This is a genomic window from Flavobacterium ranwuense (assembly GCF_004349315.1).
GTDB classification, from domain to species: domain Bacteria; phylum Bacteroidota; class Bacteroidia; order Flavobacteriales; family Flavobacteriaceae; genus Flavobacterium; species Flavobacterium ranwuense.
The window spans coordinates 738,581-759,730 of sequence record NZ_SMLH01000001.1; the positions used below are offsets into that span (position 1 = coordinate 738,581).

The 21,150-nt window shown below is 36.1% G+C and carries 13 protein-coding genes; 8 read left to right on the top strand and 5 right to left on the bottom strand.

The window, feature by feature from the left end; genetic code table 11:
- Positions 1 to 145 precede the first annotated feature (145 nt).
- The 6 genes from E0I61_RS03250 (at position 146) to E0I61_RS03275 (ending at position 9,932) form a co-directional block, all read left to right on the top strand.
- Entirely contained in the window at positions 146 to 3,295 is a 3,150-nt protein-coding gene (locus tag E0I61_RS03250; RefSeq protein WP_132069704.1) for a UvrD-helicase domain-containing protein, read from the top strand.
- A 71-nt stretch (positions 3,296 to 3,366) separates the two neighbouring features.
- Complete coding sequence (kbl, locus tag E0I61_RS03255) at positions 3,367 to 4,560, top strand: glycine C-acetyltransferase (RefSeq protein WP_132069374.1); 1,194 nt, start codon at positions 3,367 to 3,369, stop codon at positions 4,558 to 4,560.
- Positions 4,561 to 4,693: 133 nt separating this feature from the next.
- The gene (locus E0I61_RS03260) at positions 4,694 to 6,127 is read left to right on the top strand and encodes an OmpA family protein (RefSeq protein ID WP_132069376.1); all 1,434 of its coding nucleotides are present in this window, start codon (positions 4,694 to 4,696) and stop codon (positions 6,125 to 6,127) included.
- 65 nt (positions 6,128 to 6,192) lie between these two features.
- Positions 6,193 to 8,958 (top strand): PD-(D/E)XK nuclease family protein, encoded by a 2,766-nt coding sequence (locus E0I61_RS03265; RefSeq protein ID WP_132069378.1) that lies wholly within the window; start codon positions 6,193 to 6,195, stop codon positions 8,956 to 8,958.
- 66 nt (positions 8,959 to 9,024) lie between these two features.
- Positions 9,025 to 9,264, top strand: coding sequence for a hypothetical protein (locus tag E0I61_RS03270; RefSeq protein ID WP_132069380.1), 240 nt, complete (start codon positions 9,025 to 9,027; stop codon positions 9,262 to 9,264).
- The gene (locus tag E0I61_RS03275) at positions 9,261 to 9,932 is read left to right on the top strand and encodes an ATP-binding cassette domain-containing protein (protein ID WP_132069382.1); all 672 of its coding nucleotides are present in this window, start codon (positions 9,261 to 9,263) and stop codon (positions 9,930 to 9,932) included. Before E0I61_RS03270 ends, E0I61_RS03275 begins: the two co-directional genes overlap by 4 nt.
- Here E0I61_RS03275 and E0I61_RS03280 read toward each other — a convergent pair.
- The 3 genes from E0I61_RS03280 to E0I61_RS03290 form a co-directional block, all read right to left on the bottom strand.
- Positions 9,929 to 10,711, bottom strand: a complete 783-nt coding sequence (locus E0I61_RS03280; protein WP_132069384.1) for an alpha/beta fold hydrolase — start codon at positions 10,709 to 10,711, stop codon at positions 9,929 to 9,931. The two genes, E0I61_RS03275 and E0I61_RS03280, sit on opposite strands and share 4 nt — an antisense overlap.
- A gap of 239 nt (positions 10,712 to 10,950) precedes the next feature.
- Complete coding sequence (locus E0I61_RS03285) at positions 10,951 to 11,751, bottom strand: TIGR00266 family protein (RefSeq protein ID WP_132069386.1); 801 nt, start codon at positions 11,749 to 11,751, stop codon at positions 10,951 to 10,953.
- Positions 11,752 to 12,150: 399 nt separating this feature from the next.
- Complete coding sequence (locus E0I61_RS03290) at positions 12,151 to 13,443, bottom strand: aminopeptidase P family protein (protein WP_132069388.1); 1,293 nt, start codon at positions 13,441 to 13,443, stop codon at positions 12,151 to 12,153.
- A 125-nt stretch (positions 13,444 to 13,568) separates the two neighbouring features.
- Between E0I61_RS03290 and E0I61_RS03295 the strand changes: the two genes are divergently transcribed.
- Positions 13,569 to 16,424, top strand: a complete 2,856-nt coding sequence (locus tag E0I61_RS03295; protein ID WP_132069390.1) for a WD40/YVTN/BNR-like repeat-containing protein — start codon at positions 13,569 to 13,571, stop codon at positions 16,422 to 16,424.
- A 54-nt stretch (positions 16,425 to 16,478) separates the two neighbouring features.
- On the opposite strand, the gene aceA is transcribed toward E0I61_RS03295, so the two are convergent.
- The gene (aceA, locus tag E0I61_RS03300) at positions 16,479 to 17,759 is read right to left on the bottom strand and encodes an isocitrate lyase (RefSeq protein WP_131990435.1); all 1,281 of its coding nucleotides are present in this window, start codon (positions 17,757 to 17,759) and stop codon (positions 16,479 to 16,481) included.
- A gap of 60 nt (positions 17,760 to 17,819) precedes the next feature.
- Positions 17,820 to 19,421, bottom strand: a complete 1,602-nt coding sequence (gene aceB, locus E0I61_RS03305; protein ID WP_132069392.1) for a malate synthase A — start codon at positions 19,419 to 19,421, stop codon at positions 17,820 to 17,822.
- Positions 19,422 to 19,538: 117 nt separating this feature from the next.
- On the opposite strand from aceB, the gene E0I61_RS03310 reads away from it, so the two are divergent.
- The gene (locus tag E0I61_RS03310) at positions 19,539 to 21,020 is read left to right on the top strand and encodes a helix-turn-helix domain-containing protein (protein ID WP_131990433.1); all 1,482 of its coding nucleotides are present in this window, start codon (positions 19,539 to 19,541) and stop codon (positions 21,018 to 21,020) included.
- Positions 21,021 to 21,150 lie beyond the last annotated feature (130 nt).

A 21,150-nucleotide genomic window follows, 5' to 3' on the forward strand; every position in this document is an offset into this window, starting at 1 on the left:
TATCTTTTGTTCCTCGTTAAAAAAAACGAGACACAAAAAGATGCCGCTTCCATCAGGGCTAGTCCCGACGCTTCGGGATTTGGAAATTAGAACGCTAATTCTAAATCAGAAATCTAAAATCGTTAATCAGAAATCTAAAATCTTAATGCAAAGACCATCATTCTCCATATACGACGCATCGGCCGGATCCGGAAAAACCTATGCGCTTGTCAAAGAATACCTGAAAATTATCCTTGTCGCGCCAAAGAACGACGCCTATCGCAACATTCTCGCCATTACGTTTACCAATAAAGCGGTACACGAAATGAAAAGCCGAATCGTAGGCAGTCTTTCTGAATTTGCTAAAGACGAACCGGCGCAAAAAGCGCAGGATTTAATGCAGGATTTAGCAATAGATACGGAATTATCCATCATTCAAATCAAAACCAAATCACAGCAAATCATCAAGCATATTATTCATAATTATGCTGCTTTTGATATTTCGACCATCGATAAATTTACCCATAAAGTGATTCGCGCTTTTGCTCACGATTTGAATTTGCCCATGACTTTTGAAGTCACATTGGACACCGAAAATTTATTGGTTGAAGCCGTCGATGCCATTATTGCCCAAGCCGGAGAAGATGAGACATTAACAAAACTGCTTATCGATTTTACGATGGAAAAAACCGACGATGACAAATCTTGGGATATTTCACGTGAAATTCTAGAAACCGGTCGTTTGGTTCTTAATGAAAATAATCGAAATGAGATTACTCATTTTCAAGATAAATCCATAGCCGAATTTGTTGAAATAAAAAATAAATTAGCCGATGCTTGTAAAGTTTTAGAGAAAGAAAGTATTGTTTTTGCAGAAGAAGCATTGTTATTAATTGATAAAAATGGGATTGATGTAAAATCATTTTCTAGAGGTACTTTCCCAAATCATATTAACAGTATTCAACAAGGAAAATTCAATCCAAAGAATAAAACCTTTCATGAGTTTGATGATATTGCTATCAATAAAACTGCAAAAGACCGAGCGATTATTGAAAATCTGATTCCTGAATTTTTACAAATCCTGACCAAAGTTTACAAAACTTTCGAAAAGATAAATTTCTATAAAGCGTTCTTGAAAAACATTACGCCTTTGTCATTGTTAAATACCGTAAGTAATGAATTAGCCAAAATTCAGGAAGAACAAAATGTACTTTCCATTTCAGAATTTAATGCGATTATCCATCGTGAAATTCAGAATCAGCCGGCACCTTTTATATATGAGAGATTGGGCGAGCGCTACCGTCATTTTTTCATCGATGAATTTCAGGATACTTCTGAAATGCAATGGCAGAACCTGATTCCGCTGATTGATAATGCACTTTCGGGTCAGGATGATTTTGGGGTAAAAGGAACTTTGATGATTGTGGGCGATCCGAAACAATCTATTTACAGATGGCGTGGCGGAAAAGCGGAGCAGTTTATCGAGTTGAGTAAAAACCAAAATCCGTTCAATAATCCCGATAAAAAACTCGAACATTTAGATAAAAATTATCGTAGTTATTCACAGATAATCGAATTCAACAATGATTTTTTCCAATTGATTTCGAACGAATTTGAACATTTGGATTATAAAGATTTATATGAAAATCACAGTCATCAAAAAACGAATGACAAAACCGGTGGATATGTAAATATTTCTTTTATTCCAAAAGTAGAAACTTCGGAAGATGAAGAAACTTTGGATAAAACCGATTTGTATGTTTTGGCGACATTAAATACGATTCAAAAAACTTTAAAACAAGGCTTTCAATACAAAGATATTGTGATCCTTACTCGAAAAAGAAGTCAAGGAATTGCGATTGCGAATTATTTGACAGAACAAGGAATTCCACTTTTGTCATCGGAAACATTAATGATTCAAAATGCGACCGAAGTTCGATTAATTATTCATTTATTAAAATACTTGAAAAATAGTTCTGATCTGGAATCCAAAGCAAATTTTCTTCAATATTTAGCACAAAACAGTCAGGATAAATTACCGATTCATGATTTTATTGCTCAAGGAATGGCGTTGTTTCAGGAAACTGATTTCGAAAATTGGTTGATGAGTTTTGATGTTTCACTTTCGTTTCAAAACATTAGAAAAAAATCATTGTATGAAGCGGTGGAGACAATAATAGCAAAGTTCCTGAACTCAAAAATAAGTAATGCCTACGTTCAATATTTCCTGGACATTGTTCTGGAACGAGACATTCGCAACCAAGCAGGGATTTCGGACTTCTTAAATTTCTGGGATAAAAATGCGGAGAAATTCAGTATTCCATCTCCGGAAGGGACTAATGCAGTTCGTATTATGACGATTCATAAATCGAAAGGATTGGAATTCCCGGTTGTGATTTTTCCTTTTGCAGAGGAAGATTATAGTCTAAAGCCAAAAGATAAGTTATGGCTCAACGCGGAGGAACAGGATTTTGGTTTGCCAAAAGTGTTGATTGACAATAGTAAAGCGGTGGAAGGATTTGGCGATGAAGCTGCGGAGGTTTACAATCAAAAAAAGCAGGAAGAATTATTGGATAATATCAATGTTTTGTATGTGGCTTTGACGCGAGCTGAGGAACAATTGTATGTGATTTCAAATATGAATTTATCCAGTAAAGGAGAAGTTCCAAAAAATAACATGTGTGCGTTTTTTATTAATTATTTGATAAACAAAGGAGAATTTGACGAAAGTAAATTGGAGTACGAATTTGGGAAATCAACAAAGTTGTCAAATGAAAAGAAACATGTCGATACTTCTAAAACGATTCCTTTAGTTTCAGAAATTCTAAATCCCAAAAATATAAAAATTGCGCAGCGAGAAGCTCTTATGTGGGGAACGCACCAGCAGGAAGCTATAGAATACGGAAATGTGGTTCACGAAATTTTGTCTTTTGTAAAAACAAAAGCCGACGTGGATTTAGCGATTACAAAATCCATAGAGAGCGGATTAATCACTTTTAGCCAAAAAAAAACAGTTTTTAAAACTATTCAGGAAATTGTTAATCATAGTGAACTTTCAACTTATTTTTCTGAGGGAAATGAAATTATGAATGAACAAACCATTATTCAGAAAGAAGGAAAAACAATCAAACCTGACCGAATGGTTGTGACCAAAGAAAAAGACGTATTTCTGTTAGATTATAAAACAGGAATTCACAATTCAAAATACCAATTACAATTAGAAAATTATCAACATGCGATTGAATTAATGGGATTTAAAGTGGTAAAAAAAGCACTTGTGTATATAGGTTTGTCAATCGATGTAGTACATTTGTAGCCAAAAACTAAAAACTTGAGTCTTCGTGTCTTTAAGACAAAAACTTTAAACCTTAAACTTTAAACAAAATTATGTACGGGAAAATACAACAACATCTGCAGTCAGAACTTCAAACGATTGTAGATAACGGAATTTTTAAATCAGAAAGAATTATCACTTCACCACAAGGTGCAGAAATCACTATTTCTACAGGAGAAACGGTTTTGAATTTTTGTGCCAATAACTATCTGGGATTGTCTTCGCATCCAGAGGTGATTCAGGCGGCAAAAGATGCATTGGATACACATGGTTTCGGAATGTCATCCGTGCGTTTTATTTGTGGGACTCAGGATATTCATAAAACATTAGAGAAAAAGATCTCTGAATTTTACGGGACAGAAGACACGATTCTTTATGCTGCAGCATTTGATGCAAATGGAGGGGTTTTCGAGCCGTTATTAGGAGATCAAGATTGCATTATTTCTGACAGTTTGAATCATGCTTCCATTATTGACGGGGTTCGTTTGTGTAAAGCAGCACGCTATCGTTATGAAAACAGCAATATGGAAGATTTAGAAAAGCAGTTGATTAAGGCTACAGAAGCTGGAACTCGTTTTAAATTAATTGTTACGGATGGTGTTTTCTCGATGGATGGTGTTGTAGCGCCATTAGATAAAATTTGTGATTTAGCTGATAAATATGATGCGATGGTCATGGTTGATGAGTGTCATGCTGCGGGATTTATAGGTGCAACCGGAAAAGGAACGCTCGAGGCAAAAGGTGTGATGGGGAGAGTAGATATCATAACGGGAACTTTAGGAAAAGCACTTGGTGGCGCTATGGGTGGTTACACTACTGCCAAAAAAGAAATTATTGAAATATTGCGTCAACGTTCCAGACCTTATTTGTTTTCAAATTCTTTAGCACCCGCAATTGTAGGAGCTTCTATCAAAGTTTTTGAATTATTAGAAAATGATACGACACTAAGAGATAAATTGGAATGGAACACTAGTTATTTCAAAGAAGGAATGAAAAAAGCCGGTTTTGACATCATTGATGGTGATTCTGCAATTGTTCCAGTGATGCTTTATGATGCAAAATTATCTCAAACTATGGCAAATGAACTCTTAAAAAAGGGGGTTTATGTCATAGGATTCTTTTTTCCAGTGGTGCCAAAAGATAAAGCTAGGATTAGAGTGCAATTATCGGCAGCTCACACAAAAGCCCATTTAGACAAGGCTATCAGTGCTTTTGTTGAAGTTGGAAAAATGTTAAATGTTGTATAATTTCGATTTGAAGTTGTATAATTTCCACTTTTGACGATTTTTATAGGTTTTTTTTAACATTTAGTTTTGTAGTTAAAAATTTACGCATTACTTTTGTTTATAATTAACTAAATCGTAATTAAAAAAATTAAGTATGAAACATCTTAAAAAACTTTTACTTGCTGTGATGATGGTGATGGGTCTAAGCTCTCACGCACAAGACAGTAACAATCCATGGGCTATCTCTTTTGGAGTTAATGCCGTTGATACTAAAACCAGTGCTGGTGGAGGAAAAAATTGGGCAGATCGCCATTTTTCTCAACCATTTGCAGTTAAAGACAATTGGAATATTCTTCCTTCTGTATCGTACCTTAGTGTATCGAAATATATAGGGGATAATTTCTCATTTGGACTTTCTGGTTCTGTGAACAAAATCGATAAATATGTGAAATTTGCTCCAACTGCAGTTGGTCATGATTCTCGTGGATATGTTGTTTCTAATCCAGGAGACTTAATGTATTATGGTATTGATGCAACTATTAGATATAGTTTCATGAATTTGATTAACTCTAAAGTTATTGACCCGTCTCTATCTGTTGGAGGAGGTTATACTTTCTTTGGAGACAGTAGCTACGGAACTTTAAATCCAGGTGCTGGTTTAACTTTTTGGTTTACTGAAAATGTTGGATTGGAACTTGCTACAAAATATAAAAAATCTTTTGGTGATAGAGAAGATGCAGCTGGTGTTCCAGATGCTCCGTCACATTTTCAACATTCAGCGGGTCTTATCTTCAAATTCGGAGGTAAAGATACAGATGGTGATGGGATTTATGACAAAGATGATGCTTGTCCAGAAGTTGCTGGTTTAAAAGAATTTAACGGATGTCCTGATACTGATGGAGATGGAATCCAAGATAGTGCTGATGCTTGTCCAGATGTTGCTGGTTTAGCTGCATTGAACGGATGTCCTGATACAGACGGAGATGGAATTGCTGATAAAGATGATGCTTGTCCAGAAGTTGCTGGTTTAGCTGCATTAAAAGGTTGTCCAGATGCTGACGGTGACGGTGTTGCTGATAAAGATGACAAATGTCCTACTGTAAAAGGTCCTAAAGAAAACGCGGGTTGTCCTTGGCCAGATACTGATGGAGATGGTGTTTTAGACAAAGATGATAAATGTCCAGACGTAAGAGGAACTGTTGCTAATCAAGGTTGTCCAGAAGTTTCAGAAGAAGTTATGAAAACTTTAAATAACTATGGTAAAATAATCTTGTTTGATTCTGGTAAATCTACTTTCCAAAAAGGTACTTACACAGTTTTACAATCAATCACTTCTATCTTGAAAGAATATCCTTATTCAAAATTCATGATCGAAGGGCACTGTGATAGTGATGGTAGTAATGAACTTAACCAAACGTTATCTGAGAACAGAGCTGCTGCAGTTAAAAATTATTTAATTGAAAACGGAATTGCTTCTGACAGACTTAGATCTACAGGTTTTGGAGAAACTAAACCAATTGCAACTAACAAAACTGCAAAAGGTAAAGCAATGAACAGAAGAGTTGAAATATCTTTGATTAAAGAATAATTTCTTTCTAAAATATTTATGGAAAACGCCTCGATTTATCGGGGCGTTTTTTTTATTTTTATAAAATGACAAATACTTCTTTTTTAGATAAAATAGCTTCGGTTTTAATCGAAAATCACTCGGACAATCTTTCTAATACAATTGTTGTTTTACCAAACAAACGAGCCAAAATATTCTTAATTGAAGCCTTAAAAAATCAAGTCACAACAAATATACTTTCGCCCGAAATTATAAGTATTGAAGATTTTGTTCAAAACATAGCCGGTATTCGTACCATAGAGCCCATTGAATTATTATTTGAATTCTACGAAGTCTACTTATCTATTACCGATAAAGCAAATCAACAAACCTTTGAATTGTTTGCCAATTGGGCAAAAACATTGTTGCAGGATTTTAATGAAATTGACCTTTATTTATTAGAACCATCCCATGTTCTTTCGTATTTGAAAGATATTGAAGACATCAAAAAGTGGGGAATTGAAGTCGAAAACAAAACGGCCTTATTAGAGAAATATATTGATTTTTGGAAGTTACTGCCCAATTACTATCAATCCCTTTATACTCATTTGCTGAATAAAGGAATCGGTTATCAGGGCTTGATTTATAGGGAAGCGGTAAACAATCTAAATCATTTTTCGAATTCTGTACAAGACAAACAATTTGTGTTTGCTGGTTTTAATGCGTTGAATGCAGCCGAAGAAAAAATAATCCAGCACCTTATCGCTTCTGATCAGGCCAAAATATATTGGGATGTAGATCAAACCTTTCTAAATGATCCATATCACGATGCAGGGCTGTTTGTACGACGTTTCAAAGAAAGCTGGAAACATTATAAACAACATCCGTTTGAATGGATTGTAAATGATTTTTCGCAGACTAAAAACATTCAGATTATTGGAACACCAAAAACAATTGGTCAGGCTAAAATAGCCGGAAGTATTATTGAAAAGATCATCAATGAAAACCCAGAAGGGAAGCTTGATAAAGTAGCTGTGGTTCTGGGAGAGGAAAATCTTTTGGTTCCGCTTTTATATTCGTTACCGTCAAGCGTTGGCGCTTTGAATATTACTATGGGGTATTCGAGTAAGAACAATCCAGCGCAGATTTTGATTGCCAAATTATTCAAAATGCACACGAATGCATTCTCCAGAAATGCCAAAAGTTACGTGTTGTATTACAAAGATGTATTGGATGTTTTGACCCATCCTTTGGTGGAACCGTATGCGAAAACCAGCGCGCTTGTCCATACCATCAATCAAAACAATTATACTTTTATTACGCATCATAAATTGATGGAATTAAATGCAAATCCATCGGAGTTATTTCTTTTGTTATTCCAAAAATGGGAAAACGGCTCGATTCCGGTATTAGAGACTATTTCCAAATTATTGCAAACGATTAAAAACAATTTGAGCAATGACAATGAAGAAGAAAAAATCACTAAGTCTTTTGTTTTTGCCATTTTTAAGGTAATCAATAAACTAATTAATTATTATTCGAAGCACGAACATATTGATAAAATAGAAACACTTTATGCCATATACAAACAAGTAATTGATTTGGCCGAAGTTTCTTTTGAAGGAGAACCTTTGAATGGTTTGCAGATTATGGGAGTGTTAGAAAGCCGTGTTTTGGACTTTGATACCGTTATTGTCACTTCGATGAATGAAGGGAAATTTCCGGCGGGAAAATCGCAAAATTCTTTTATTCCGTATGATGTGAAACGCGAATTGGGTTTGCCGACATTCAAAGAAAAAGACGCTATTTATACCTATCATTTTTACCATTTGTTACAAAGAGCAAAGAATATCTATTTAATTTATAATACAGAAAGTGAAGGATTGGATGCAGGTGAAAAAAGCCGATTCATAACGCAACTCGAGGTCGAAAGGCAAAAAAATCATACTTTGATACATGAAATTTACAATGCAGTTTTACCTGAAACGGCATATCAACCGATGGTAATTCCAAAGTCAGAAAGTGTGATGGTACGATTGAAAGAAATTGCAGAAAAAGGGTTTTCTCCATCAGCATTGACGAGTTATATCCGAAATCCGATTCAGTTTTATTTCCAAAAGATTTTGCGCATCAGTGAAGTCGAAGAAGTCGAAGAAAATATTGCCTTGAATACGTTGGGAACCATTATCCACGAAACTTTGAAGGTTTTATACGAACCATTCATTAGTAAATTTATTTCAGAAAGTGATATTTTAAATTGTTTCAAACAAATTGACGCTGAGGTTTTAAAGCAATTTAAATTGGTTTACAAAGAAGGCGAGATCAAAAAAGGACGAAATTTATTGGCGTTTGAAGTCGCCAAACGAAATGTTTCGAATTTCTTGAAAGTAGAATTAGAAAGTATTAAGAGTGGCGATGCGATAAAAATTATTGCTTTGGAGCAAACATTTGGACGTACTTTAAATCATCCTAATTTACCTTTTCCGATATTGATAAAAGGTAATGTAGATAGAATTGAAGAGCGTAACGGAATCATTAGAATTATCGATTACAAAACTGGAAAAGTAGAAAAAGCTAGCGTCACTTTGAAATCCTGGAAAGGATTAACGGAAGACATTAAAAGCGACAAAATCATTCAGGTTTTAGCTTATGCGTTCATGTACGAAAAAGAGGCGAAGGGAAAACCAATTGAAGCCGGAATTATTTCCTTTAAAAATTTGAAAGCAGGATTTCTTCCGTTTAATTTTAAAGAAGAAAAGGACACCAATTCAATTATAAATGAAGAAATTTTGAGTAATTATATAGAACAAATGGTTCTTTTATTAAGCGAAATTTTAGATGAGAATATTCCTTTTGAAGAGAAAATAATTTAAACAGCATTCCCAATCAGAAAATCAGCCAACATCTTTGCGTTTTATAAAAGTACATTGACAATAAACATGTCAATAAGCGCTTTGGCATGGGTTTTTGGAGGATTTGAAACCTTCAAATACGTACTTATTATTTTTGGTTTCTTCATCAGTATTTTGATAAAAGAAGTGAATGCTAAAAGTGAATACCTGTTCTATTACAACAACGGAATTTCAAAAATGCAATTGTTTGCTTATGGTTTTCTAATGAATTTTGTTTTTTCGATCGTGCTGATTTTAGTCATTAATGTAGTGCTGAAACTCGTATGATTAAAAATATTTTAGAAGTTGACAGTGTTCAAAAACAATATGATGGAAAAATTATAGTTTTCGATGTGTATTTGAAATGCGAAACGGCTGATATCATTGGCATTTTAGGAAGAAATGGTTCCGGAAAATCTACTTTGTTAAAAATCATTTTCGGAATTGTAGCTGCTGATTTTAAATTTGTTCGGGTAGATGGCGTCGTGAAATCAAAAACCAGCGATTTGCTAAATGAAATTAGTTACTTGCCTCAAGATAATTTTATTCCAAATTCATTTTCGATACAAAAGACAATTTTATTGTCTATTGACAAAGAGAAACTACAGGATTTTTATGCTGATGAAATGATTCAATCGATGCTGAACAAAAAAATAAAGCATTTGTCCGGCGGAGAATTACGGTATTTAGAAATTAAATTAATCCTGAATAATGCGTCAAAATTTGTTTTGCTGGACGAGCCTTACAATGGTTTGTCTCCCATAATGATTGAAAAGATAAATGAATTAATCACTGCAATGTCCAGTGTAAAAGGCATCATTATCACGGATCATAATTATGAAAATGTGATTAAAGTCTCCACAAAACTAGCGTTGATGAAAGAAGGAAAAATGCACCACTTAAAAGACAAAAGCGAATTGGTTGAAAAAGGATATTTGAAATCAAGAATGATTTAAATGCTTTTGAAAAAAGCCAACAATACAATCAATAATTGGTCTTGGTTCTCAATGTGAGTCATGTGTCCGTCCGGAAAAGTTACCAGTTTGACAGTCGTGTTTTCGATTTGTTCTTTGGTTTCTTCGTAATTTAAAACAGGATCTTTTTCGCCCAGAATTAATAATTTTGGATAGGGCGTAAGATGTAATAAGACTTCCCGATCTTGTCTTATTTTCATTCCTTCCAGTGAAGCAACGATTCCTTGAAGCGGTGTTTTTAAAGCTTCTTTTTTTACACTTTCAATTTCTAAAGTAAGTCGTTCTCTATTGGATTCACTGAATAAGTTTGCAATAGAGAGTGAAACAAAGTTCATAAAAGATTTTTTTACGGCTTTGATAGCTCGATCCCGATTTGTTTTTCGTTCCTCACTGTCGGCTCTTGCGGTAGAGTTTAATAAAACCAATCCTTTTATGGTGTCAGGATATAATTCGGCGAAAGCCAAAGCGACATAACCGCCCATAGAATGCCCGACAAAAATGGCTTTTCGGATGCGCAATTCCGATAAAACAGCGTGAACGGCATCGGCATTATCTTCCATCGTTTGTACGTAACTCAAACATTCCGTTTCGCCATGTCCCAATAAATCAATCGCGATGACGCGATTTTTTTTAGCAAATTCCGGAATGTAAAAATCCCACATGCCTTTGTTTTCCAAGAAACCATGAAGTAAGACAATAGCGGTTCCTTTCCCGGTGTCGGAATAGGAGATGTTGGTGTTTTTAAAGAGAATTTGTTTCAAAATGGAAATTTAGTCTACAAAAATAGCATTTTATTTTTTTATGATTTTCTATTATAATAATCGTTTAAAAGGGTTGCCGAAAAAACACGAGGTGAAAATTGAAAAAATCGTTGGAGACAATAATTAAACAAAATGTGTTTTTTAACCATATAAGAAATTTAAGTTCATTTAAGAATTGCTACTAAATTCTTATATAGTTTAAAAAAATAGCTTCCATTTCTGAAAGCCGTTTGTAAAAATTAAAATCGTTTATCGCCATTAAGCAAACTTCCTAATCCGCCTAATAAACTGCCTTCGTCGCGACTGTTTCCGCCCGCTCTTGGAGCAGATGCGATGATTCTATCTGCGAGTCGGCTGAAAGGCAAGGATTGTACGTAAACCGTTCCCGGACCACGAAGTGTGGCGTAAAATAATCCTTCTCCACCAAAAATAGAATTCTTGATGCCGCCAATAAACTCAATGTCGTAATCGACATCTTTGGTAAAGCCTACGATACAACCGGTGTCAACTTTTAGGATTTCGCCTGCGGCTAATTCTTTCTTGGCCAATGTTCCACCGGTATGTACAAACGCCAGACCGTCGCCTTCTAATTTTTGCATGATGAAACCTTCGCCGCCAAACAATCCGCGACCCAGTTTTTTAGAGAATTCGATTCCAACGGAAACGCCTTTGGCAGCGCAGAGAAAGGCGTCTTTCTGGCAGATGAATTTTCCGTTAAATTGCGTTAAGTCAATTGGGATAATTTTTCCGGGATACGGTGAGGCAAATGAAACTTTGCTTTTGGTATTGTTTTGATTGATGAACGCAGTCATGAAAAGACTTTCGCCGGTCAGGACTCTTTTTCCTGCACTTAAAAGTTTATCTAATAATCCGTTTTCCTGTCCGGAACCGTCTCCAAAAATGGTTTCCATTTGGATATTATTGTCCATCATCATAAAACTTCCCGCTTCGGCAATTACAATTTCCTGAGGATCTAATTCTATTTCCACATATTGCATTTCCTCGCCATATATGTGGTAGTCTATTTCGTGTGCTTGCATGATTTCTGTACTTTAAGTTTTTATTTAAAAGTTTTTACCATTAAGAAATTAAGTTTCATTAAGAATCAGAGCTTAATTTTTCTTAATTTCTTAATGGTTATTGTTTATAAAAATATGATGTTTTTCAAAACATTTATTATTTTAAATAAGTCGGAAGCTTGATTATAAAGTTACGGTTTTATGATGAATTTTGGAGTTGATGTTATTGAGTTATATGTTTTCTTGTTGAAGCGCGCAAGGGATAATAGCGGAAAGCCCATAGCGCCGCATTTTTTTTGCGGTGCGAGGGCTTGCAGCGGATAGCCCGACGCAACCGGAGTTTATGGAGGTTGGGTTGCGCCCAAAAAAAAATCGGTTCACATTGCTGTAAACCGATTTGGTTGTATTTATTTTAAGGAATTAACTGTTCATTAATTCTTCGATTTCGTCCACTTCAATTGGGATGTTGCGCATCATGTTGAATGGTTCGCCACTTTCCTGAACGATGATGTTGTCTTCCAGACGGATTCCGAAACCTTCAGCAGGAATGTAAATTCCCGGCTCAACGGTGAACACCATATTGGCTTGCATGGGCTCGGTCAGGATTCCGTAATCGTGCGTGTCCAATCCCATGTGGTGGGATGTTCCGTGCATGAAATATTTTTTATAAGCGGGCCATTCCGGATTTTCATTTTGTACATCGGCTTTGTCAATAAGACCCAAACCTAGTAATTCTGAAGTCATTAATTTCCCGACTTCAATATGGTATTGTTTCCAAAGTGTTCCTGTTGTCAGCATTTTGGTTGCTTCATTTTTTACACGTAAAACCGCATTGTACACTTCTTTTTGTCTTTTGGTGTACTTTCCTGAAACCGGAATTGTTCGCGTCATGTCACTGGAATAATTGGCGTATTCTGCCGCAACATCTAGTAAAATCAAATCACCTGCTTTGCATTGTTGGTTGTTTTCGATGTAGTGCAACACATTGGCATTGTTTCCGGAAGCGATAATTGGCGTGTATGCAAAACCTCTGGAACGGTTGCGAATGAATTCATGAATCAACTCGGCTTCGATTTCGTATTCGGTAACGTTTGGTTTTACAAAGGATAATAATCTTCTAAAACCAAGTTCGGTAATGTTACAGGCTTTTTGGATTAAATCCAATTCTTCAGTTTCTTTTACAGAACGAAGGCGTTGCAATATCGGATTACTTTTTGCGACAGCATGAGCGGGATATTTGTCTTTCCACCATTTTACAAAACGGGCTTCACGCGTTTCGGTTTCTACGGTAGCACGATAATGTTCGTTAGTATTGATGTAAATCGTGTCAGAATGCGTCATCATTTCGAATAAGACTTTCTCAAATTCTTGTAACCAATACACGGTTCTGATTCCTGTTACTTCAAAAGCGCGCTCTTTAGTCAGTTTTTCACCTTCCCAAATCGCAATGTGCTCGCTGGTTTCTTTCAAAAAAATCATTTCTCTTTGATGCTCGTAAGGCGCATCCGGAAAAAGCAATAAAATGCTTTCTTCCTGATCTACTCCGCTTAAATAAAAGATGTCGCGGTGTTGTGCAAAAGGCAAAGTGCTATCAGCAGAAACGGGATAAATATCATTGGAATTGAAAATAGCAACGCTTTTTGGCTTCATCTGAGCCATGAATTTTTCTCTATTTTTTATAAATAAATCTCGGTCAATTTGATGGTATTTCATAACAATTCGTTTTTATACATTGAAAATTCAAAAATACTAACTTTGAGAGAAAAGGATGTTAATTAGACTATAAAATTTTCAGATAACTATTTTTATGATTAATTTTCCAATTCAAATCAATTTACATGAAAAAAATAGTACTCTTTTCGGCCCTTATTCTACAAAGTGTTTCTTGGGGACAAGCTTCTACTGAAGTAATTCAGCAAGCCTTGGAAGCCAAAAAACAAATGGAGAAACAATCGCTTTTCCAGAATGTTACTTTCGAAAATGTGGGTCCAACGGTGATGAGCGGCAGAGTGGTGGATGTGGATGTGAATCCGGAAAATCCAACCGAATTTTATGTGGGGTATGCTTCAGGCGGACTTTGGTACACAAATAATAATGGGATGAGTTTTTTGCCTGTTATGGATGCGGCGCCTACGCAAAATGTGGGTGATATCGCGATAGACTGGAAACGAGGGACCATTTGGGTAGGAACTGGCGAAGTAAATTCGTCCCGCTCGTCTTATGCCGGAATTGGAATTTTGAAATCCGAAGATAAAGGAAAGACTTGGCAAAATATGGGATTGCACGACAGTCATCACATCAGCAGAATCCTGATTAATCCTTCAAATCCTGATGAAGTTGTTGTGGGAGCAGTGGGTCATTTGTATTCAAAAAATGAAGAACGAGGGGTTTATAAAACAACTAATGGAGGGAAAACGTGGAATAAAGCACTTTATATAGACGATGAAACAGGGATTATAGATGTGGCTGTTTCGCCAAAAAATTTCAAGGTTCAATATGCGGCTTCTTGGAGTAAAGACAGAAAAGCATGGGATTTTATAGGAAGTGGAGCCACTTCGGGAATTTATAAAAGTGAAGATGCAGGATTGACATGGAAGCTTTTTACAACTGGTGAAAGCGGATTTCCAGTAGGGGAAGGCGTTGGTCGTATTGGTTTAGCGGTCTATGATGATTCTAACGTTTATGCCATTTTGGATAACCAATTCAAAAGACCGTTGCAGTCCAAAAAAAGTAATTCGTTACCGATTGCGTTTTCTATGCCGGGAGACGAATTCTTAAAAATACCAAATAAAAGTTTGAATTCTATTTTAAAGAATTACGGATTGACCGAAAAATACAGAGCCGAAAATATTAAACACTGGGTTCAAAACGGATATTTGCAACCTGATGAAGCCGCCAAAGTGGTTCTGGATGCCATTAACAGTTTAGCCGAGACAGAAGTTATAGGTGCCGAAGTATACAAATCAGATAACGGAGGAAAAAATTGGACTAAGACCCATCAGGATTTTATCGATGATTTCTTTTATTCATACGGATATTATTTCAGCGTTATTTCTGTTGATCCGAACGATGTGAATAAAATTTATTTATCGGGTGTGCCCGTTATAAAATCAAATGATGGCGGAAAAACATTTACATCCATAAGTGAAGATAATGTTCACTCGGATCATCACGTAGTTTGGGTGAATCCGAATAAATCGGGGCATTTAATTAACGGAAATGACGGCGGGTTGAATATTTCGTATGATGATGGAGCGCATTGGGTGAAAAGTAATTCGCATTCTGTGAGTCAGTTTTATTCAGTGAATGTGGATGAACAAGAACCGTATAATATTTATGGCGGAATGCAGGATAATGGTGTTTGGGTTGGACCAAGTAATTACAAATATTCGTCAGAATGGTACCAAACTGGAAAATATCCGTATGAAAATTTGATAGGAGGTGATGGAATGCAAACTCAAATCGACAAAAGAAATCCAAATATTGTTTTTACAGGGTTTCAATTCGGAAATTATTATAGAATAGATCGTGCGAATAACAAGCGTGAATATATTTCTCCAAAGCCAAAAAAAGACGAGAAGCCCTTTCGATTCAATTGGCAAACGCCTATTTTATTGTCTTCGCATAACCAAGATATCTTGTACATGGGGTCTAATTTCTTGCACCGTTCTATGAATCAAGGGGAAAGTTGGACGGCTATTTCGCCTGATTTGACGCAAGGAGTGGAAGAAGGAAATGTCGCTTTTGGAACAATTGCTGCTATCAGCGAAAGCCCATTACAGTTTGGTTTACTCTACACGGGAAGCGATGACGGGTTGCTGCATGTATCGAAAGATGGCGGTGCAACTTGGAACAAAATTTCAGGAAATTTACCTCAAAACCGATGGGTTTCAAGAGTCGTGGCTTCGGCGCACAAGAAAGAAAGAGTGTATGCGACTTTAAACGGATATCGTAATGATGATTTTGCCAGTTATGTGTATGTGTCAGATGATTTTGGACAAACTTGGAAAAATATAGCGAATAATTTACCTGCAAGTCCAGTGAATGTAATTGTGGAGGATAATGTCAATGAGAATATTTTATATCTGGGAACGGACAACGGATTGTATGTTTCGTTAAATAAAGGAACGAGCTGGGATGATTTTTCTAATGGGATTCCTAATGTTGCCGTTCACGATGTAGTGATTCAAAAGAAAGCAAAAGATTTAGTGGTAGGAACCCACGGTCGTTCGGTGTATAAAGTCAATTTGGGACAAGTGCAAGAATTGAATGATAAAGTTGTAGCGAAAAATCTTCATGTTTTTGAGCTTAAAAAAATAGAAAAATCCAAAAATTGGGGTAACAGTTGGAGTTCTTGGGCTAAGGCTTCAGAGCCAAAAGCGGAGATTTGGTTTTATTCAAATGCTGATACAGAAGTGCTGCTGCAGATTGAAAACAGCTTAAAAGAAGTTGTTTTTTCTCAAAAGGTGAAAGCTGTAAAAGGGTTGAATAAGCAAGAGTATGATTTTTCTTTGACCAAAGAGGCTGCGGATAGATTAAAAAATAAAGACAAAAAACTAAAATTGGAACAAGCTAAAAACGGCAAATATTACCTTCCAATTTCAGTGAATAAAATCAGTATTCAAAAAGGAAGCGAGAAAGTCGTTACTGATCTTGAAATTATTGAATCAAAATTAACAGTCATTCAGCTTTAAAAACAAAAAACACGATTTCATCTGAAATCGTGTTTTTTTATGGTTGCTACTTTTCTAAAACTGTGCTACTTCTGTAGAATCTTTCATCGCAGTAGTAGAAGATTTTCCGATTGTCACGGTATTTTGTACCGCATCAAAATAAGAAGTTCCTACGAAACCTTGGTGTTTTACCGCTTTGAAACCGTGTTTTTGCAAAGCAAATTCTCTTTCTTGTAATTCAGAATATCCGGCCATTCCTCTTTCTTTGTACGCTTTAGACAATTCAAACATGCTGGTGTTCAACGCGTGGAATCCGGCTAATGTGATGAACTGGAATTTGTATCCCATTGCCGCAAGATCTTCTCTGAATGTTTCCATTTCAGCAACTGATAATTTAGCAGCCCAGTTGAAAGAAGGCGAACAGTTGTAAGCTAACATTTTCCCCGGGAATTTTGCGTGAATTCCTTCGGCAAATTGTCTTGCGTAATCAAGATCCGGATTGCTGGTTTCCATCCAAATTAAATCAGCATAAGGCGCATAACTCAATCCTCTGTCAATTCCTTGCTCCACACCACAATTTACATAGAAAAAGCCTTCTCCTGTTTTTTCACCTGTGATGAATTTAGCGTCTCTAGGGTCAATATCGCTAGTTAGTAAGTTGGCTGCATCAGCATCTGTACGGGCAACAACAATTGTTGGCGTCCCCATAACATCAGCTGCTAATCGAGCAGCAATCAATTTATTGATAGCTTCTTGTGTAGGAACCAATACTTTTCCACCTAAGTGGCCACATTTTTTGGCAGAACTCAATTGATCTTCAAAGTGAACTCCGGCAGCTCCCGCTTCAATCATGGATTTCATTAATTCAAAAGCGTTAAGGTTTCCTCCAAAACCAGCTTCGGCATCAGCAACAATAGGAACTAGATATTCTTTTTTGTCTGCAGTTCCGTTAACGACTTGTATTTGGTCTGCTCTCAAAAGGGCATTGTTGATACGTTTTACTACCAATGGAACACTGTTAGCAGGATATAAAGATTGGTCAGGATACATTTCGCCAGCTACGTTTGCATCAGCAGCTACCTGCCATCCACTCAAATAAATAGCGTCTAAGCCCGCTTCAACTTCTTGAATGGCTTGATTTCCGGTAAGCGCGCCAAGTCCGGCTACAAAATCCTGAGAATTTAGCTTATTCCATAAAGTATTCGCTCCAATTCTGGCTACACTATGCTCTATTTGATAAGAACCTTGCAATTTTACCACTTCCTCTGCGGTGTATGGTCGCTCAATGCCATTCCATCTTGGGTTCGTAATCCAGTCGGTAACTAATTCTTGAATTCTTGTTTCTGTGGTTTTCATAGTGTTTATAAAGGTTTAATGGTGTTTAATAGTTCTTTTTATTGCAATTGATGTTGGGTTTTAAATGTATTTGTATCCCGGAATGGTCAAAAACTCGATAAAACTGTCGTTCACGACCAGAATGTCTAGTAATTGTTCCGCCAGTATGTATTTTTGTTCTTCATGATTTTCGTCTCCAACGAGCTTTCTGATTTTTTCAAATTCTTCCATAGCTAATCGGTGATAGTATTTTTCATTTAATACCTTTTGATTGTCCAAGATCACTCCGTTTTGTAGCCATTGCCACAATTGGGATCTCGAAATCTCGGCAGTAGCGGCATCTTCCATTAAATTATGTAAGGCAGCGGCACCTTGTCCATTGAGCCATGAAGCGATATATAAAACTGATATACTGATGTTTTTTCGAACGCCTTCTTCAGTAATTGTTCCTTTTGGAGTTTCCAGTAAATCACTTTCAGTAACGTGTACGTCTTCTCTTTTTACATGAATTTGGTTTTTAGTTGGCATGTATTTGTCGAATACCGTCATGGCAAGCGAAACTAAATCCGGATGCGCCACCCAAGTGCCATCATGTCCATTTTTCGCTTCACGTTCTTTGTCCGCAATTACTTTGTCGAAAGCTGTTTTATTGGCCTCTTCGTTGTTTTTTATCGGAATCTGAGCGGCCATTCCGCCAATTGCGTGAATATTTCGTTTGTGACATCTTTGAATAACCAATTGTGAATACGCACTCATAAATGGCGCAGTCATAGTTACCTGATCTCTGTTTGGAACTAGGAAAGTTGGATTTTTTCTTAGTTTTTTGATGTACGAAAAAATGTAATCCCATCGCCCGCAATTAAGACCTACAATATGGTCTTTCAATTCAAAAATGATTTCGTCCAATTGAAAACTGGCAGTTATCGTTTCGATTAAAACCGTGGCTTTGAATGTTCCGTTTTTCACGCCCAAATATTCCTGCGTAAATTCGAAAACTTCATTCCACCATCTCGCTTCCAGATAATGTTCCAGTTTTGGAATGTAAAAATACGGTGCCGTTCCATCCTCAATAAGTTGTTTGTGATTGTGAAAAGCATACAATCCAAAATCAATTAGGGAACCTGAAGTTTGTTCTCCGTCAATCAAAATATTTTTCTCCGGTAAATGCAAACCTCTTGGTCGAACAATCAGTACGGCAGTTTCGTCGTTCAGACTGTATTTTTTATTTTTTTTAGTGTCTTCAAGAGTGATGGTTTTATCTACCGCATCTTTCAGGTTTTGTTGGCCCGTCATTAAGTTGCTCCAAGTAGGAGAAGTGCTGTCTTCAAAATCGGCCATGAAAGTTTTTGCTCCCGAATTCAACGCATTGATGACCATTTTTCGATCGACCGGACCCGTTATTTCGACTCTTCGATCTAATAAATCCTCTGGCGTTTTCGCTGCTTCCCAATTACTTTCTCTGATGCTTTTTGTTTCAGAAGGAAAAGTTGGTAAGGCACCTGCATCAAATAAATGCTGCTGTTTTTTTCTTTCTTCTAATAACAAAAGTCTTTTGTCATTGAATCTTTGGTGCAATTCTGTTACTAAATCAATCGCTTCCTCCGTCAATATTTCTGGATAATGCCCTTTCGTTTCAGTTGCAAATTGTAATAATTTTTCGGTTGTTTCAATATTATCTTTCATGGTTAAAATGTTTTACATGACAATGTTACGAAAAGTTTTTTATAAAACAAGCGAACGTACGCTAAAAATGAAAAATATTTTTTTTGGCGTAAATATTTTTTAGCTTATCTTTGAAATATGAACATAGAAAAGGATTATATCAAGTTGATTTTTGGGTTAAAACTGAAGCAGGCTCGCACTAATAAGAATTTGTCTTTATTTGGTTTAGCCAAAATCACGGATCTTTCAAAATCATATTTAAACGAAATTGAAAAAGGGAAAAAGTATCCTAAAACGGATAAAATCATTCTGCTGTCTGAAAAGTTAGATGTTTCCTATGATAATATGGTTTCTTTGAAACTCGATAATAATCTGGCGCCTATTGGAGAAATTCTTAAGTCAGGAATTCTTAAAGAGATTCCTTTAGAGATTTTTGGGATTCAGGAAAATGACCTTATCGATATTATTGCCAATGCTCCTGCAAAAGTCAATGCGTTTATAAGTACGATTATTGAGATTGCGCAGCATTATAATTTGACAAGAGAAAGTTTTTTCTTGGCGGCTTTGCGTTCGTACCAAGAAGCGCATAATAACTATTTTGAAGATTTAGAACTTAAAGTGCTACAGTTTTCCAAAGCGTTTCATGTGAATATTGACACCAAAATTTCTATCGAGGAACTAACAGCGATATTAATCGAGGAATACGGTTATACGATCAAAGAACTCGTTTTTTCTGAACAAGAACAATTGGGGGATTTGAGATCGATATTTGTGCCAAAAAGCAAAACGTTACTCCTTTCGTTAGACATTGACGAGCCTCAAAAAGCGTTTATTCTGGCTAAAGAAATTGCGTATAATTATCTTGAGATTACCGAAAGATTATATACGTTCAGTTGGATTAAATTCGATAATTTTGATCAGGTTCTGAATAATTTTTATGCTTCTTATTTTGCGGGAGCGTTGCTTATTCCCAGACAACAACTGATAGATGAGCTGAATTTATTTTTATTAAAAACAGACCCAAAACCTCAGGAAATGGTTGCTTTAATGAGTGGATTTAATGTTTCGCCTGAGTCGTTCTATCAAAGGTTGACTAACATTTTGCCAAAAGATTTTCAGTTGAAAAATCTCTTTTTTCTTCGATTGTCTCATCAAATAGGAGCGGATACGTATCAGATAAAAAAAGAATTGCACATTACGAACCAGCAGGAGCCCCACGCGAATGAAATGAATGAACATTACTGCCGAAGATGGGTTTCTATACGCACGATTGAGGAGTCTTTAAAGCAAAAGAAAAGCCACTTTTTTGATGCGCAAATCTCCAGTTATGAAAACAGTAAAAATGAATATCTTGTTTTTTCATCGGCAACACCAGATCCTTTTAAAGTAGATTGTATCCGCAGTATTTCGGTAGGGATTTTAATCACTCCGGCGGTAAAGAAAAAATTCAAGTTTATCGAAAATGATTCGATTAAAAAACAGATTGTCGGGGTTACCTGCGAAACCTGCGCGGTTAAAAACTGTTTGGAAAGAGCTTCGCCTCCAATACAATTAGAGCAAAAAATGCGAAACGAAAACACAGATTTAATTGTGCAGCAATACATGACAAAATTCAGTTAGACAGATGCTGTATTTAAAAAAAAAGCGCCGAAAGTTCAAGTATGAATTCTCGGTGCTTATTTGTGGGAATGTAAAATGAATCAACCCGTTTGCTGCGTTTTTGTTAAGATTTCTTTCTTTTTTGTTTGGC